Genomic DNA, 16,444 nt, shown 5'->3' with positions numbered 1-16,444 from the left:
GGGGCCCGCGACGCTAGCGCGCGGACCTGGAACGGCCGGATCCGGGCGTCCCGCGGCCCGAAGCGGCAGACCGGTCGCGAGAAGAGGTGCTAGGCGAGCGCGCAACGGACGGTTACGGTCCCGCCCGTGTACCGCCGACCGGGTGGTACGGCACCCGATGGGAGGCACAGCAGCCATGGCACTTGCCAAGAAGGCCACCGCGAAGAAGGCGACGGCCAAGAAGGCCACCGCCAAGAAGGCCACCGCGAAGAAGGCCACCGCCAAGAAGGGGACGGCGAAGAAGGCGACCGCCAAGAAGGGGACGGCGAAGAAGGCCACCTCCGCTGGAGGTGGCAACGTCGTCGTCGCCTCCAAGGTCAAGGAAGCCGTCAAGGCGCAGGACGTGCGGATGTCGTCCGAGTTCATCGACGCGCTCAACGAGCACGTCAACGAGGTGATCTCGAAGGCCGCTGCCCGGGCCAAGGGCAACAAGCGCGGCACCGTCCGCGCCGGCGACCTCTAGGCGCCAGCACCACCAGCACGTCGGAGGGGGTGACCGATCCGGTCACCCCCCCCGACGTGTGTCCCGGACCTGCGCCGGCCGGGTGGAGCCGGCGCCGGTCCCGCCGCCGGCGGGCCGTACCCTCCACACCTATGAGACTCCTCCGCCTCACCTCCGACCTCCCCGACGTCGGCCCGGACCCGGTGCTCGTCGCCGCGCTCGACGGCTGGACGGACGCTGGCAGCGCCGGCACGTCGGCCGCCGAGCGCCTCATCGACCAGTTCGAGGGCACCGAGCTCGGCGCGTTCGATCCCGATGCGCTCTACGACTACCGCGACCGCCGCCCCGTGGTCGAGATCGATCAGGGGCTCCTCGGCGTCCCGCGGTGGCCCGAGCTCCACGTCGACGTCGTGACCCCGCCGGCGGGACCGACGCTCATCATCGTCGGCGGTGCGGAACCGGACCTCCGTTGGCGGACGGTGGCGGAGGACCTGGTCGAGCTCACCGAGGTGCTCGACATCCGTCGGTACGTCGGGCTCGGCAGCGTCCCCGGCCCGATCCCTCACACCCGACCGGTCCAGCTGATCTCGACCTCGTCCGACCCTGACCTCCTGGATCGGTTCGGGCGCCCGCACGAACAGGTCGTCGTCCCCGCGTCCTGCCAGGTCGCGCTCGAGGCGAGCTTCCGCACGGCGGGTCTGACCACGCTCGGCCTCTGGGCGAGGCTGCCCCACTACGTGGCGACCGACTACCCCGCGGCGTCGAAAGCGCTGCTCGAGCGCTTCTCGGCCTACACCGGCACCCCGGTCGACACCTCCGATCTCGACGCGGCGATCGAGGACCAGCGGGAGCAGCTCGACGAGGCGGCGGCGGCATCGGACGAGATCACCGAACACGTGCGCGGGCTCGAATCGATGTACGACGCCGTGGTCGAGGCCGAGCGGCTCGAACGACTCGAGCCAGGGGACGGCCGGCTCGCCGATCTCACCGCCGAGCAGGTCCCCTCGGGCGAGGAGATCGCCGCCGAGGTCGAACGCTTCCTCCGCGGCCGCGCGGACTGACGCGTCGGGAGGGGATGCTCAGACCCGGAAGTCCAGGTCGGCGGGGACCGTGGCGACGTCCATCTGCGCCTTCTGCAGCTTCCCGGAGTGGTCCCAGTTCACCGACTGCCAACGGGTGACCTGGTCGAGCACCCAGACCCCGGACTGCCGCGCCCCGTTGCCGGACTTCCCGTTGCCGCCGAACGGCAGGTGCGCTTCGGCTCCGGAGGTGGAGTTGTTGATCGACACCATGCCGGCGGTCACGCCCTCGGCGAACCGGAACGCCGCGCTCGCGTCACGGGTGTAGATCGCGCTCGACAGCCCGTAGCCGTGCGCGTTGGCGAGGTGGAGCGCTTCATCGAAGCTGCCAGCGGTGGCCACCGGCACGATGGGCCCGAAGGTCTCCTCGCGGTACAGCAGGTCGTCCTCGGTCACCCCGGCCACGATCGTCGGGTGCTCGAAGATCCCGGCGTCCGGGTCGCCGACGAACCCGGCGCGTGGCGACTCCGCGGTGATACGGCCCACCGCGCTCGAACCGGACACCCGGTGGTGCGGCTCGATGTGCTCGAGCCAGCGCTCGAAGCCGTCGGCGAACCGCTGGCTCAGCATGGGCCCGTACAGCACGGAGCGCATCGGGTCACCGACCGCGGCCTCCTCCACGGCGGCCGTGAAACGCGTCAGGAACTCGTCGTGGACCTGCTCGTGGACGATCGCGACACCGAGCGACGTGCACCGTTGCCCGGCCGTCCCGAAGCCGCTGAAGAGCGCGCCCTCGACGGCGAGGTCGAGGTCGGCGTCCGGGAGGACCAGCAGCGGGTTCTTGCCCCCGAGTTCGAGTGTCGGCGCGACGAGGTGTTCCCCGCACATCGCGGCGATCGATCGCCCGACGGCGGACGATCCGGTGAAACCGACCTTCTGGACGTGGCCCGCCGACAGGGCACGCTCGAGACCATCCGAGGTCGCCTGCCCGTCAGCTTGGACCAGCTGGACCGCCGAGGCCGGGATCCCCGCAGCGGCGATGCAGCGCGCGAACGCGTCGGCGATCGCGGGTGCGTACTCGGCCGGCTTCCAGACCACCGCGTTCCCCGCGAGCAGGGCGGGCACGAGGTACCACGACGGCACCGCGATCGGGAAGTTGCCAGCCGTGATGACCGCCATGACGCCGACCGGCCGGCGGAAGGTGAACAGCTGCTTGTCCGGCATCTCCGAGGGCACCGTCATCCCGTAGAGACGGCGGCCCTCGGCCGCGAAGAACACGCAGGTATCGATGACCTCCTGCACCTCCCCGAGCGCCTCCTGGTAGGGCTTGCCGATCTCGCGCGTGACGAGCGCCGCGAGCGCCTCCTTGTTGGCCGTGACGATGCGACCGAGGTCGCCGATCGCGGCCCCACGCACGGGCGCGGGTGTCGCGGACCAGGCGCGCTGGCTGTCGACAGCGCGTTCGCACGCCCGAGCGAACGTCGCCGCGTCGGCCAGGTCGACACGGCTGACGGTGTCGTCCAGCTGGGCCGGGTTCGGGTTCTCGATCGTCCGGACGCCAGCGACGGGCTCACCGTCGATCCGGCTGGCCAGTTCCAAGGTCTGCTGCGGCACGCGTGGCTCCTCGACGATCGTGGGTTGGACCCCGTCCCGTCGCAGAACCTACGCACGTGCCGGACGCACCGCGCGGGTCGTGGGTCGTCGGCCGATAGGCGCACGTCGGGGCTACGGCAGTAGCCTCCGGCTCCGCTCCCCCGTGCCCGACCCTCGAGGCTCCCGTGCGGATCGCCGTCACCGGTTCGATCGCCACCGACTACCTGATGACCTTCCCGGGTCACTTCTCCGAACAGCTCGTGGCCGATCAGCTCGACCGGGTGAGCCTGTCGTTCCTCGTGGACGAGCTCGAGGTCCGCCGCGGCGGTGTCGCCGCCAACATCTGCTTCGGACTCGGCCAGCTCGGCCGGTCCGCCGTCCTCGTGGGCGCTGTCGGTCAGGACTTCGAGGGTGACTACCGAGCGTGGCTCACCCGCCACGGCGTGGACACCTCGGGGGTGCACGTCTCCGAGCTGAAGCACACCGCCCGCTTCCTGTGCACCACCGACCTGGACCAGAACCAGATGGCGTCGTTCTACACCGGTGCCATGGAGGAAGCCCGCTTCATCGAGCTCGCGCCCATCGGCGAGCGGACCGGGGGGCTGGACCTCGTGGTCATCTCCCCCAACGACCCCGAGGCGATGCTCCGGCACACGCGCGAGTGCCGTCAGCTCGGCGTGCCGTTCATGGCCGACCCGGGCCAGCAGCTGGCGCGGATGGACGGCGAACAGGTCAGACGGCTCGTCGACGGTGCGGCCTACCTGATCACCAACGACTACGAGAAGGTGTTGCTCGAGACGAAGACCGGGTGGTCGTCGCGGGAGGTGCTCGACCGGGTCGGCACGCGGATCACCACGCTCGGGCCGAAGGGCTGCTCGATCGAGTCGGCGGACGGCGTCGTGTGCGAGGTGACCGCGGCTCCCGAGCAACGCCGCGAGGACCCGACGGGCGTGGGCGACGCGTTCCGGGCCGGCTTCCTGGCCGGGCTGTCGTGGCAGCTCGATCACGAACGGTCGGCTCAGGTCGGATCGATGGTGGCCACCTACGTCCTCGAGCACGTCGGGACGCAGGAGTACGAGCTCCACGCCGATGACTTCCTGGGCCGCCTCGGTGCCGTCTACGGCCAGGACGCCGCCGACGAGGTCCGACCTCACCTCGCGTGAGCGAGCTGGTCGCCTACCTCACCGTCCTCATCGCCGCGGCCATCCCCTGGCTCGAGGTCCTGCTCGTGGTCCCCGCCGGCATCATCGCCGGCCTGCCGCCGGTGCCGACGGTGGTGGTCGCCGCGATCGGCAACACCGCCACCCTCGTCCCGCTCGTCCTCGCCGGCGACCGGCTCCGTGACTGGTGGCGGGAGCGTCGTGGATCGGTGGCTCCCGTTGACCGGGACGCCGGGGACGAGCCGCCGGGTCGCAGCGGGCGGGCGCGTCGGCTCTTCGACCGCTTCGGGCTGCCCGGCCTGGCGGCGCTCGGGCCGCTGCTGACGGGGATCCACGTGGCAGCCGTCGTCGCCCTCGCTGCTGGCGCCGACCGCCGTGCGATCCTCGTCTGGCTCACCGCCGGGGTCGCCGTCTGGTCCGGGCTCGCGGCGATCGCCACCGTGATCGGCCTCGAGGCCCTCGTCGACCCCGACGCCCTCCCCGACCTCGGCCTCAGCTGATCTGGCCGACGACCCAGTCGACGCACGCCGTGTACGCCTCGAGGTCGGCGGCGTCCACCGCGGGGAACATGCCGAGACGCAGCTGGTTGCGGCCGAGCTTGCGATAGGCGTCGGTGTCGAGCACGCCGTTGGCGCGCAGCACCGCGTTCACGTCGTCGGCGGACACGGCGTCGTCGAGGTCGATGGTGGCCACGACCAGCGACCGCGCGTCCTCCTCGGTGACGAACGGGGACGCCCAGTCCCGGTCCTGCGCCCAGCCGTAGACGTGCGCAGCCTTGGCGCGCTGGGTCTCGACCACACCGGCGAGGTCACCGTAGGTGGCCCGCATCCAGTCGACCTGCTCGGCAGCGAGGAAGACCGTGGAGACGCTCGGGGTGTTGTAGGTCTGGTGCTGGCGGGAGTTGTCGAGCGCCGTCTGCAGGTCGAGGAAGGTCGGCACGTACCGGTCGGACGCGGCGATCGAGCCGATGCGCTCGATGGCGGCCGGGGAGAGGAGCGCGACGGTGAGGCCACCCTCCGACGCGAAGCCCTTCTGCAGGGAGAAGTAGTACACGTCGGTGGCGGTGAGGTCCACCGGGAGCCCACCCGCACCCGAGGTGGCGTCGACGAGGATGAGCGCGTCGTCGGTGCGCGCGGGGTCCTGCATCACACCCGTCGAGGTCTCGTTGTGGGTGAACGCCTGGACGTCGACGCCGTCAGGCGCGGCGGACCCTCGTGGGCGCGTGCCAGGCTCCGACGCGACGACGTCGGGTTCGTCGAGCCACGGGGCGGCGGCCGTCGCCTTGGCGAACTTCGAGGAGAACTCGCCGAAGGTGTAGTGACGCGAACGTTGCTGGACCAGCCCGAACGCGGCCGCCTCCCAGAACGCCGTCGCACCGCCCAGCGTCAGCAGCACCTCGTAGCCGTCCGGCAGGCCGAACAGCTCCGCCATCGACTCCTGGAGCCGCTGCACCTGCTGCTTGACAGGGGGCTTGCGGTGCGAGGTGCCGAGCAGGCCGTCCGCGACCTCGGCGAGCCGAGCGACCGCCTCCGGACGGATCTTGGAGGGGCCGCAGCCGAAGCGGCCGTCGGCGGGCAGGAGCTCGGTCGGGATGGTCAGGTCGGGTGCCACGGTCGGGCCTTCGTCGCGGGTGGGAGCGGGCAGGTGCGAGGACCCGAGTCAACCGCCACGACCCCCGGAGCGCCAAGTGGGGCCGGAGGTCCGGTCGCTACGCTCGGTCGCCGCTGTCACCGACCCCGGAGCATCACGTGTCCCTCGCCCGCCGCATCGCGGAGATGGAGGCGTCCCCGACGCTCGCCGTCGACGCCAAGGCCAAGGCGCTCAAGGCCGCCGGTGAACCCGTCATCGGGTTCGGGGCCGGCGAGCCCGACTTCCCCACCCCGGCCAACATCGTCGAGGCCGCGCAGCGGGCAGCGGCCGACCCGGCCACGCACCGCTACTCCCCCGCGGCCGGTCTCCCTGCGCTGCGTGAGGCGATCGTCGCCAAGACCGTGCGCGACACCGGCTTCGAGGTCACACCCGACCAGGTCACGGTCACCAACGGCGGCAAGCACGCGCTCTACAACGTCTTCCAGGCGCTGGTCGACCCGGGCGACGAGGTGCTCATCCCCTCGCCGTACTGGGTGAGCTACCCGGCCCAGGTCCTGCTCGCCGACGGCGTGCCGGTCGCGGTGGCGACCACCAAGGAGACCGGGTTCCGTACCAGCGTGGACCAGCTCGAGGAGCACCGCACCGACCGCACCAAGGTGCTGGTCTTCGTGTCCCCTTCCAACCCGACCGGCGCCGTCTACCCGGCCGATGAGATCGCCGCCATCGGCGCGTGGGCGGCCGAGCACGGCATCTGGGTGGTGACCGACGAGATCTACGAGCACCTGATCTACGGCGACGCGACCATGGCGTCCCTGCCGGTCGTGACCCCCGCCGCGGCACCGCGCACCATCGTCGTCAACGGCGTCGCCAAGAGCTACGCGATGACGGGCTGGCGGGTCGGCTGGTCGATCGCCCCGCTGGAGATCGCCAAGGGCATCAACAAGCTCCAGTCGCAGATCACCTCGAACGTGGCCAACATCGCCCAGTACGCCGCGATCGAGGCGCTGGCGGGCTCCCAGGTGGCGGTCGGCGAGATGCGCGCGGCCTTCGATCGACGGCGCAAGCTCGCGGTCGCTGAGCTGTCCGCCATCGACGGCGTCGAGGTGGTCGAACCCGAGGGCGCCTTCTACGTCTTCCCGTCCTTCGAGGGGGTGCTCGGCAGCGACATCGCTGGACGCACGGTGACCACCACCCTCGAGTTGGCCGAGGTGCTCCTCGAGGAGGCCAAGGTCGCACTGGTCCCCGGCGAAGCCTTCGGCGCCCCCGGCTACGCGCGGCTGTCCTACGCGCTCGGCGACGACGACCTCGCCGAGGGCATCGGACGTATCGCCGAGCTCCTCAGCCGCTGATCCCTCACTCGGTCTCGTAGGGCTGACCGTCGGCTGCCGGTGGGCGCAGCCGTCCGACGAGCCCCGCCACCACGAAGATCGTGACGACGTAGGGCGCCGTCCGCAGGAGCGACGACGGCACGCCCGTGGACAGGATCTGCAGGGCGTCGGCGAACGCCGTCGCGAACCCGAACAGCAGCGCCGCACCGAACGCTCCGATCGGGCTGTAGCGCCCGACCAGCATGGCGGCGAGGGCGATGAACCCGCGGCCACCGGTCATCTCGTCGTTGAACGCCCCGACCGAGTCGAGGGTGAACCACGACCCACCGAGGCCAGCCACCGCCCCGCCGAGCAGCACGGCCCGCCAGCGGGTCCGGTTCACGTTGATCCCGACCGTGTCCGCGGCGCGGGGCTTCTCCCCCACCGACCGCAGCCGGAGCCCCCAGCGGGTCCGGAACAGCGCGACGTGCAGCGCGAGGGTCAGGAGCAGCATGGTGTAGGTCAGCGGCGTCAGGTTGAACAGCAACGGGCCGACGAACGGCAGCTCCGAGAGCCCGGGGATCGCGATCGAACTGAAACGTCTGGGGCTGTTGAGCTGGGGCGAACCGGATAGCACCTGCGTCGCGAGGAACGAGGTGAAGCCGGTGGCGAAGACGATCAGGACGACGCCGACGACGATCTGGTCGGCCTTGTAGCGGATCGAGAGGGCAGCGAGCATCGCGGCGATCAGCACACCCGCGAGGACCCCCCCGGCCAGTCCGATCCACGGGCTGCCACTGACGCTGCCGACGACGGCGCCGGTGAACGCTGCGGCCAGGAACTGGCCCTCGATCGCGATGTTGATGACGCCAGCCCGCTCGCAGAGCACGCCGCAGAGCGCACCGAAGGCGATGGGGGTCGAGGCGGAGATCGTCCCGCGCAGGAGACCGACCATCGAGGCGCTCTGCCCGTCGACCGCGTACGCGAGGTAGCCGAGCACGAACAGCCCCGAGGTGACCCCGACGATCGTGACCGCTCTCCCGGCCGTGCGGTGGGTCCACAGCAGGAAGGTCGCGTAGAGGCACGCGAGCGTGATGCCGATCAGCAGCGGTGCGACCGGGACCACGAGGTCGGGCAGGGTGGCCACGGTGCGACCGGCGTTCATCAGGAAGGTCGCCGAGCCCTCCGCGGCCGGGAGCAACACGGCCGCCGAGAGGACGGCGAGGAAGAAGGTGTACCCGGCGAAGCGGCGCTCACGCCGCACCTGGGCAGCGGTCAAGCCGCTCGCAACGAGCGCTGGTGTCGCGACTGCGGTGCTCACGATCCCCACCCCTTCGCGACCCGGGTCGTCCCGAGGCCGTCGTCGGCCTTGATGCGGTAGAGCGCCCGGACCAGGCCGGGTGCCGCGATGAAGACGATGATCAGCGCCTGGATCACGACGACGAGGTCGAGGCTGGTGCCCGTCTGTGCCTGCATCGCGCGCCCTCCGGACTTCAGCGCTCCGAAGAGCAGGCCCGCCGCCACCGTGCCGCCGACGCTGCCGCGGCCGAGGAGGGCGACGGTGATCCCGTCGAACCCGATCCCCGCCGAGAACCCGTCCGTGATCCGACCCTGGATGCCGAGGATCTCGGCGGCACCGGCCGCACCAGCCATCGCACCGCCGATCGCCATCGCGATGATGATGGCGCGGTTCGGGCTCATGCCGGCCGAGGTGGCCGCCACGGGGTTGGATCCCACGGCGTTCAACTCGAACCCGGTCGTCGAGCGTTCGAGCAGCCAGAAGGCGATGATGGCGAGCACGATGACGAGGATGATGCTCACGTTGACCCGGTAGCTGCCGAGCCCCGGGAAGCGGGGGAAGCGGGCGCTCTCCGCGATCCCCTTGGAGATGGGGTCGTTGCGCGTCGGGTTGCGGATGAAGGCCGTCGACAGCAGGTAGGTCGTCGTCAACGCGGCCGTGTTGTTGAGCATGATGGTCGTGATGACCTCGTGCGCACCGGTCCGTGCCTTGAGCACGCCGGGGAGCCAGCCCATCAGCGCCGCACCACCCAACCCTGCGAGCACCGCGAGCGGGAGGTGGATGACGATCGGCCACCCGCTGAGCGAGAAGCCGACGATGCCGGCGGTGAGACCGCCAGCGATGACCTGCCCCTCCGCGCCGATGTTGAACAGCCCGGCACGCAGCGGGATGGCCACGGCCAGACCCGTCGCGATCAGCGGTGTCGCGGCGACGAGGGTCTCGGACAGCTGGCCGAGCCCGCCGAGCGAACCCGTGACGAGCGCGTGGTAGGCGTCGTAGACGGCGCTGCCCGCGGCGCTCAGGAAGTCGCTCGGCCGTGAGGTGACGTAGCCGAGCGCCTCGAGGGCGGCGTCGTCGGAGAAGGTGATCACCAACGCGCCGAGCACGATGGCGCTGACGAACGCGAGGATGGTCACCACCACGCTCGTACCGGTGATCGCGGCGACGAACCGCTGCGTTGCCGGCGCCCCGAGCGGGGCCTTGTGGGTCGCGCTCTCACGCTCGCGTTCGGCGGCTGCCGCGATGTCCGCTTCCGGGTCGTCCGCGGGGGGCACGTTCGGCTCGTCGTTCATCGGGCTTCCTCCGCCACGTCGGCGGGGTCGGCGCCGGCCATCATCAGACCGATCGCGTCCTTGGAGTACGTACCGGCCGGGAACGGGCCGACCAACTTCCCGCGGAACATCACCGCCACGCGATCCGCGAGCGCGAGCACCTCATCGAGCTCGGAGGAGACGATCAGCACGCCGGTCCCCTCGTCCCGTTTAGCCACGATCGAGGCGTGGATGTGCTCGATCGAGCCGACGTCGACGCCGCGGGTGGGTTGCGCCGCGACGAGGAGGGCGAGCGGCCCGTGGAACTCGCGGGCGATCACCACCTTCTGCTGGTTGCCACCCGAGAGGTTGGCGACCGGGGTGTTCACCGACGGGGTCCGCACGTCGAAGTCCGCGACCTCGTGTCGGGCGTGTTCGGCGATCGCCTCGAAGTCGCGCGAACCGCGACGCGCGAACGGTGGGGCGTCCCACAGGTCGAGGACGAGGTTCTCGGCCACGGTGAAGTCCCCGACGAGGCCCTCGCTGCTCCGGTCCTCGGGGACGTGACCGACGCCGGAGCGCAGCACGTCCTTCCGCGTGCGACCGCGGATCGAACGACCGTCCACCTCGATCTCGCCCTCGAAGGTCGACTCGAGCCCCGTGACGGCGCGCACGAACTGCGTCTGACCGTTGCCCTCGATACCGGCCACCGCGACGATCTCGCCGCGGTGGACGTCGAGGTCGACCCCGTCGACGAGCGCCCGTCCACCCGCGTCACGTAGGCACAGCCCGGTGACCCGGAGCGCGACGTCCTGAGGTCGAGCCGGCTGTTTGTCGACGACGAGGTCGACCGGGCGACCGACCATCAGGTCGGCGAGCTCCTGCTCGCTCGCCTCGCGTGGATCGGCGGTGCCGACGATCGCGCCACGACGGAGCACACTCACGCGGTCGGCGATGATCCGGTGTTCGCGCAGCTTGTGGGAGATGAAGACCACGGACCGCTCGCCGTCGGCCACGAAGGCACGGACGGCTTCGAACAGGTCGTTGGCCTCCTGCGGGGTGAGGACCGCGGTCGGTTCGTCGAGGATGAGCAGCCGTGCCTCGCGGTAGAGCGCCTTGAGGATCTCGACGCGCTGCTGGAGGCCGACCGGCAGATCCTCGACGATGGCATCCGGGTCGACGGGGAGCCGGGAGGACTCGGCCAGCTCACGGACGGCGTCCGAGGCCGCGCGGCGGTCGAGTTTGCCGCCGAAGCCGGAGGTGAGTTCGACGCCGAGGGTGATGTTCTCCGCCACGGTGAAGACGGGGACGAGCATGAAGTGCTGGTGGACCATGCCGATGCCGGCCGCGATCGCATCCCCGGGACCGTGCAGCTCGAGCGGCTCCCCGTCGAGCACGATCGCGCCCTCGTCGGCCTTGTACAGGCCGTAGAGGACGTTCATCAGGGTGGACTTGCCCGCGCCGTTCTCACCGAGCAACCCGTGGACCTCGCCGGGCTCGACGATCAGGTCGACGGAGTCGTTGGCGACGACGCCCGGGAAGCGCTTGGTGATCCCGCGGAGTTCGAGGCGCACGAGCTGGCTCTCCCCCGGGCACGACCCGGAACGATCGCGGACCCGCGCCGGGGCGGCCGGCGGCGGGAACCGGGGCACGTCGAGCCCCGAGCAGCGGGGGAAAGGTGCCACATCGGCACCCTCCCCCCGAGCATGCAGCGCAGCGTGTCAGGCAGCCGGCACCGTCTCGAGCTCACCCGAGATGATCTGCTCGCGCAGCTCCTCGAGCGCACTCTTCACGTCCTCGGGCACGTCACCCTCGAAGTCGTGGAACGGTGCGATGGCGACGCCCTCGTTCTCGAGGGTGCCCTCGTAGTTGCCACCCTCGAAGCTGCCGTCGACGACCGACTGGATGGCGTCGAAGACCGCGACGTCCATCTGCTTGAGGATCGAGGTGAAGATCATCGACCCGAACTCGGTCGACTCGTAGCCATCGGTGTCGACCCAGATCAGGCGACCCTCACCGCGGTCCTCGATGGCCGCGGCCGAGCCACCACCCACGGGACCTGCGACCGGCAGGATGGTGTCGGCACCGTTGTCGAGCAGCGACTCGGTGATACGACGACCGTCGTCGAGGTTGTCGAAGTTGCCGGTGAACTGCCCGTCCGACCCGTCCCAGCCGATGAGCTCGACGTCGCCACCGGTCTCCTCGTTGAAGTGGTTCATACCGGCGAGGAACCCGTCCATGAAGATGGTGACGGTCGGGATGTTGATGCCCCCGTACGTGCCCAGCGTGCCGGCCTCGGAGGTCGCGGCTGCGGCGTAGCCCGCCAGGAACGCGGCCTCGGAGGTGTTGAACGTCAGCCCGAGCACGTTGTCGTAGCTCTGGTCGAAGTTCTCGCCGAACGCGTTCGGGAAGTCGACGATGGCGAAGTTCTGCTCGGGGTTCGCCTCCGCGGCCGCTGCGGTCGACTCCGCGAGCAAGAAGCCGACCGGGACGATCAGATCGCAGTCACCCTGCTGGACGAACTGCTGCATGTTGGGTTCGAAGTCGGTCTCGGTGGTCGACTCGAGGAACTGGACCTCGACGCCGAGCTCCTCCTCCGCACGCAGGAGGCCGTTGTAGGCGGTCTCGTTGAACGAGCCGTCGTCGACGCCACCCTGGTCGGTGATCATGCAGGCCTTGAAGTCACCACCGGCCTGGGCATCGCCGTCGTCATCGGTGGCAGCGCTATCGTCGGTGGTCTCTGGCTCTTCATCGGGGGCATCGCCGCAGGCACTCAGCACGAGCGTGCCTGCCAGTGCCAGCACGACCGCGCGGGACATCTTCCTCATCGCTGTTCCTCGAGTCTCGGTCCTGCGACGCCGGGGCGTCGGGACGTTGGTTGCGAAGCATCACCGTCCGCGCGGGCTCGCGCATGACGGTGGCCCCATGGCCGTGATGCTACTACGGAGGTCGTACCACTCATCAGAGGCCGACGACCCGTGCGGTGGGCGGCCGCGACACCCGTCGCGCCACGCGGTTCGCGTGCGCTCAGACCAGGTAGCGGATCTCGCCCTTCGAGGCCTCGACCACGGCACGGGCGGCCGCGTGCAACCGTCCGTGGAGGTCGCGGAACCGGCTCACGGCGGGGTCCTCGTCGTCGCTGCCGATGACCGGCAACGGCAGGGTCCCCTCCCCCACCTCGCGGTCGCCGAGGAGGTCGGCGAGCTCCGCGTCCCAGTCGGCGGCCGCCGCCGCACGCTGCAGGTGCATGGTCGGTGCCTGGACGAGCGCCCGATCGAGGTCCTGCACGATGGTGACGACCACGTCGGTGGAGGTCCTCACGCCCGGCTGGGCGAGCAGCCGGAGCGCCTGGAGCTTGCGCATCGCCAACGCGGCGATGGCGACCGGGTCGGCGAGCTGGCTGACGGCGGAGTCGATGTCGTCGAGGTCGAGGGCGACCGTCGAGGGGACCTCGAACCAGCTCCGGAGCGTGGTGAACAGCTCCGCGGTCACGTCGTGGAGCGCGAGCAGCTCAGGGGGCTTGCTGACGGTGTCCACGCGTGCACCTCTCGCTGGGCGACGTCCCGAGGGTAAGCCTCCGTCGCCGCGGGAGATCACCCGCCGGCCACGTCCTGTTCCACGGGCAGGTCCGGGCAGTCCGCCCGCGGCGCGGTGATCGTCGGCGGTAGGTCGGGGTCGGCGAGCTCGGGGTCGGTCGTCGTGGCACCGTCCGGGCCCGCCTCGAGGTAGGTGTCGCGGTCGACGCACGTGAGCGTCATCGAGCGTGCCCGCGCGTTGACACCCGGCGCGGACGTCTCGAAGCGATCGACGGGCACGATGACCTGCGTCGTGCGGAGCGACAGGAAGCGGTGGACGAGCGGGCGGACGTCCTGGTCGAACACCTCGGCCTGTGCGGCTCGCGAGTCGAAGCGGCTCTGCGGCTCGGCGTCGGCGACGCCCGCCGCGCGCAGGGCGGTGTACCCGACCAGGTGCCGCTGCCGGGCGTCGAGGACCAACCGGAGGCCGGCTTCCGCCCGGCCGCGGAGCTCGTCGGCGTCGGTGGCGACGTCGTCATCGTCCGAGGCGTCGATCGGGAAGGTGAGGTCGGCGGCCTCCCACACGGCGAGCTGGTCGAGACCCTGCTTCAGGTCGAGCCAGCCTCGGGCCACCTCGGCGACGGCCTCGGCCACGACGCCATCCGCGTCGTCGGCGTCCACGTAGAGCGACAGCAGGTCGGGTTCGACGGTCCCGAGGATCGCGGCGGCGCCGGTGACGTCGCCCTCGAAGCTGCCCCAGGTCTCCTCGTCATCGATGGTCACCGTGGTGGGCGCCGGGTCGGTCGGGAGGGTCGCCTCGAGCTCGTCGAGCCGCTCGAGCAGGGCGTCATCCCCGGTCGCGGCTGCGGGTGCATCGTCCTGCTGGGCGACCGCGACGGTCGCGCCGATGCAGAGCGAGGCCACGATCACGGCAGCGAGCGCCAGGACCCGTCGGCGGGGAGCGACCACGGTTGACCTCCAGGGACCTCACCCCGGGCGGGGTGTTCGTGGGTGTCCAACGGGAACATCGGCACATCACCCACGGAACGTGAGCCCCACGTGTGAACTGTAGGCCACGGGTGCCCCGTCACGCAGGACGACCCGGCTCGGATCCGAGCCGGGCCGTCCGCGGTCCCACCACTGCGTGCGGTCAGTAGCGGTAGGTGTCGTCCTTGTAGGGCCCCTCGACGGCGACGCCGAGGTAGTCGGCCTGCTCGGTCGTCAGCGTCGTCAGCTGCGCGCCGATCTTGTCGAGGTGGAGACGCGCGACCTCCTCGTCGAGACGCTTCGGGAGGACGTACACCTCGTCCTTGTAGTCCTCGTGGTGCTGCCAGAGCTCCATCTGGGCCAGGACCTGGTTGGTGAAGGAGGTCGACATCACGAACGAGCTGTGCCCGGTCGCGCACCCGAGGTTCACCAGCCGACCCTCGGCCAGGAGGATGACCTTCTTGCCGTCGGGCAGGTGGACGAGGTCGACCTGCGGCTTGATGTTGGTCCACTCGTACTCACGGAGCGCCGAGGTCTCGATCTCGGTGTCGAAGTGACCGATGTTGCACAGGATGGCGTGATCCTTCATCTGGAGCACGAGATCCCGGGACACGACACCCATGTTGCCGGTCGCGGTGACGATGATGTCCGCGCGCGGCGCCGCGTCCTCCATCGTGACGACGCGGTAGCCCTCCATGGCGGCTTGGAGCGCGTTGATGGGGTCGATCTCGGTGATCAGGACGGTCGCACCCATCCCGCGCAGCGCCTGTGCGCAGCCCTTGCCGACGTCCCCGTAGCCCGCGACCACGGCGACCTTGCCCGCGATCATGACGTCGGTGGCCCGCTTGAGGCCGTCGATCAGCGACTCGCGGCAGCCGTAGAGGTTGTCGAACTTGGACTTGGTGACCGAGTCGTTGACGTTGATCGCCGGCATCCGCAGGGTCCCCTGCTTCTGCCACGAACGCAGCTGCTTGATGCCGGTGGTGGTCTCCTCCGACACGCCGAGGATCTCACCGATCAGCTCGGGGTGGGCGTCGTGCACGACCGCGGTGAGGTCACCGCCGTCGTCGAGCAGCAGGTTCGGGCCCTTCCCGTCCGGCCACAGCAGCGTCTGCTCGACCGTCCACCAGTACTCCTCCTCGGTCTCGCCCTTCCAGGCGAAGACGGGGGTCCCGGCAGCGGCGACGGCCGCGGCCGCCTCGTCCTGGGTGGAGAAGATGTTGCAGGAGGCCCAGCGGACCTCGGCGCCGAGCACCTGGAGGGTCTCGATCAGCACCGCGGTCTGGACCGTCATGTGCAGGCATCCGGCGATGCGTGCACCGGCCAACGGCTGCTCGGCGGCGTGACGCTCCCGGAGGGCCATCAGGCCGGGCATCTCGCGCTCGGCGAGGCCGATCTCCTTGCGGCCCCACTCGGCCAGCGAGATGTCGCGGACCTCGAAGTCCTCGTCCGGGTAGCGGCGGGAGATGTCGTCGGGGATGGCGGGCGTGGCGGTGTCGCTCACGGGGCGTCGACCTTCGTCTCGGAGCCGGTCGGGCCACGACGGGCCGGCTGACCGGGCTGCAGCGAGGGTGGGCTGGACTCAGCCGCCTCGGAGGTGGGCAGGGTAACGGTTGACCGCTCGCTCACCGGTGGCTCGGGTTCGGTCCGACGTCACGTCCAGACGGGCGACGGGGCGACGCCCGGTCGCGAGGCGCACGTCGAGCTGCCGGGCGCCGGCCAGGACGCCGAGGAAGCGTTCGCGGGGCAGATCCTGCGCGCCGAGGCTGCGCAGGTGCGGGGTCGTCAGCTGCACGTCGAACAGCCGACCCCCGGCGGCGTGGAAGCGCGCGACGAGGTCCGCCAGGGCGACCTTCGAGGCGTCCGTGGTGCGGTGGAACATCGACTCGCCCGTGAACACACCACCCACCTGGACCCCGTAGAGCCCGCCGACGAGCCGACCGTCGTCCCACACCTCGAGGCTGTGGGCCCACCCGAGGCCGTGGAGCCGACCGTAGGCGCGGGCCATGGCGCCGGTGATCCAGCTGCCCTGCCCGTCGCCACGGTCGGCGGCGCACCCGGCGACCACGTCGCGGAACGCTGCGTCCACCGTGGTGGTCCACCCGCAGGTCCGGAGCCGCCGGCGCAGGGATCGCGACAGGTGCAGGGAGTCGGCGAGGACGACGCCTCGGGGGCCGGGTGAGAACCACGGGAGCGGGACGCCGGGGTGCGGCCAGGGGAAGAGCCCGCGTCGGTAGGCGTC

General features: G+C 70.9%; 15 protein-coding genes. 5 read left to right on the top strand and 10 right to left on the bottom strand.

What is annotated here, in order from left to right:
- Positions 1-175 precede the first annotated feature (175 nt).
- Together WEB03_RS14250 and WEB03_RS14245 are read left to right on the top strand one after the other, a co-directional pair.
- Positions 176-502 (top strand): hypothetical protein, encoded by a 327-nt coding sequence (locus tag WEB03_RS14250; RefSeq protein WP_368071582.1) that lies wholly within the window; start codon positions 176-178, stop codon positions 500-502.
- 131 nt (positions 503-633) lie between these two features.
- Complete coding sequence (locus WEB03_RS14245) at positions 634-1,542, top strand: PAC2 family protein (RefSeq protein ID WP_368071581.1); 909 nt, start codon at positions 634-636, stop codon at positions 1,540-1,542.
- An 18-nt stretch (positions 1,543-1,560) separates the two neighbouring features.
- On the opposite strand, the gene WEB03_RS14240 is transcribed toward WEB03_RS14245, so the two are convergent.
- Positions 1,561-3,114, bottom strand: a complete 1,554-nt coding sequence (locus WEB03_RS14240; protein ID WP_368071580.1) for an aldehyde dehydrogenase family protein — start codon at positions 3,112-3,114, stop codon at positions 1,561-1,563.
- Between the two features lie 164 nt (positions 3,115-3,278).
- Between WEB03_RS14240 and WEB03_RS14235 the strand changes: the two genes are divergently transcribed.
- Positions 3,279-4,256 carry a carbohydrate kinase family protein gene (locus WEB03_RS14235; protein ID WP_368071579.1) on the top strand — a complete coding sequence of 326 codons (978 nt, stop codon included), beginning with the start codon at positions 3,279-3,281 and terminating at the stop codon, positions 4,254-4,256.
- Entirely contained in the window at positions 4,253-4,753 is a 501-nt protein-coding gene (locus WEB03_RS14230) for a small multi-drug export protein (RefSeq protein ID WP_368071578.1), read from the top strand. Before WEB03_RS14235 ends, WEB03_RS14230 begins: the two co-directional genes overlap by 4 nt.
- Here WEB03_RS14230 and serC read toward each other — a convergent pair.
- Positions 4,746-5,864: a phosphoserine transaminase gene (gene serC, locus WEB03_RS14225; RefSeq protein WP_368071577.1), complete on the bottom strand. Its 1,119-nt coding sequence runs from the start codon at positions 5,862-5,864 to the stop codon at positions 4,746-4,748. The two genes, WEB03_RS14230 and serC, sit on opposite strands and share 8 nt — an antisense overlap.
- A 164-nt stretch (positions 5,865-6,028) precedes the next feature.
- Here serC and WEB03_RS14220 point away from each other — a divergent pair, with 164 nt between their 5' ends.
- A complete protein-coding gene (locus WEB03_RS14220) occupies positions 6,029-7,192 on the top strand; it encodes a pyridoxal phosphate-dependent aminotransferase (protein ID WP_368071628.1) in 1,164 nt (387 codons plus the stop codon).
- Between the two features lie 4 nt (positions 7,193-7,196).
- Here the strand turns inward: WEB03_RS14220 and WEB03_RS14215 are convergent, their stop codons facing one another.
- From WEB03_RS14215 to aat, 8 genes are all read right to left on the bottom strand, one after another.
- Entirely contained in the window at positions 7,197-8,471 is a 1,275-nt protein-coding gene (locus tag WEB03_RS14215; RefSeq protein WP_368071576.1) for an ABC transporter permease, read from the bottom strand.
- Positions 8,468-9,742 carry an ABC transporter permease gene (locus WEB03_RS14210; RefSeq protein WP_368071575.1) on the bottom strand — a complete coding sequence of 425 codons (1,275 nt, stop codon included), beginning with the start codon at positions 9,740-9,742 and terminating at the stop codon, positions 8,468-8,470. The genes WEB03_RS14215 and WEB03_RS14210 overlap by 4 nt, the downstream gene beginning before the upstream one ends.
- The gene (locus tag WEB03_RS14205) at positions 9,739-11,274 is read right to left on the bottom strand and encodes an ABC transporter ATP-binding protein (RefSeq protein ID WP_368071574.1); all 1,536 of its coding nucleotides are present in this window, start codon (positions 11,272-11,274) and stop codon (positions 9,739-9,741) included. Before WEB03_RS14205 ends, WEB03_RS14210 begins: the two co-directional genes overlap by 4 nt.
- A 147-nt stretch (positions 11,275-11,421) precedes the next feature.
- The gene (locus WEB03_RS14200) at positions 11,422-12,528 is read right to left on the bottom strand and encodes a BMP family protein (protein ID WP_368071573.1); all 1,107 of its coding nucleotides are present in this window, start codon (positions 12,526-12,528) and stop codon (positions 11,422-11,424) included.
- A gap of 199 nt (positions 12,529-12,727) precedes the next feature.
- Positions 12,728-13,237, bottom strand: coding sequence for a hypothetical protein (locus tag WEB03_RS14195; protein WP_368071572.1), 510 nt, complete (start codon positions 13,235-13,237; stop codon positions 12,728-12,730).
- Positions 13,238-13,293: 56 nt separating this feature from the next.
- Positions 13,294-14,184 carry a hypothetical protein gene (locus WEB03_RS14190; RefSeq protein ID WP_368071571.1) on the bottom strand — a complete coding sequence of 297 codons (891 nt, stop codon included), beginning with the start codon at positions 14,182-14,184 and terminating at the stop codon, positions 13,294-13,296.
- Positions 14,185-14,365: 181 nt separating this feature from the next.
- A complete protein-coding gene (gene ahcY, locus WEB03_RS14185) occupies positions 14,366-15,706 on the bottom strand; it encodes an adenosylhomocysteinase (RefSeq protein ID WP_368071570.1) in 1,341 nt (446 codons plus the stop codon).
- 78 nt (positions 15,707-15,784) lie between these two features.
- On the bottom strand, positions 15,785-16,444 hold a 660-nt coding region (gene aat / locus WEB03_RS14180; RefSeq protein WP_368071569.1), incomplete at its 5' end, for a leucyl/phenylalanyl-tRNA--protein transferase.

The organism is Nitriliruptor sp., from assembly GCF_040882075.1.
In the GTDB taxonomy this organism is placed as follows: domain Bacteria; phylum Actinomycetota; class Nitriliruptoria; order Nitriliruptorales; family Nitriliruptoraceae; genus Nitriliruptor.
This window is presented reverse-complemented; position numbering and strand designations above follow the sequence as displayed.

Bases quoted from the DNA above. Each gene is read 5' to 3' on its own strand.
- WEB03_RS14250 (WP_368071582.1), top strand. From the start codon at position 176: ATGGCACTTGCCAAGAAGGCCACCGCGAAGAAGGCGACGGCCAAGAAG.
- WEB03_RS14245 (WP_368071581.1), top strand. From the start codon at position 634: ATGAGACTCCTCCGCCTCACCTCCGACCTCCCCGACGTCGGCCCGGAC.
- WEB03_RS14220 (WP_368071628.1), top strand. From the start codon at position 6,029: ATGGAGGCGTCCCCGACGCTCGCCGTCGACGCCAAGGCCAAGGCGCTC.
- WEB03_RS14210 (WP_368071575.1), bottom strand. From the start codon at position 9,742: ATGAACGACGAGCCGAACGTGCCCCCCGCGGACGACCCGGAAGCGGAC.
- WEB03_RS14200 (WP_368071573.1), bottom strand. From the start codon at position 12,528: ATGAGGAAGATGTCCCGCGCGGTCGTGCTGGCACTGGCAGGCACGCTC.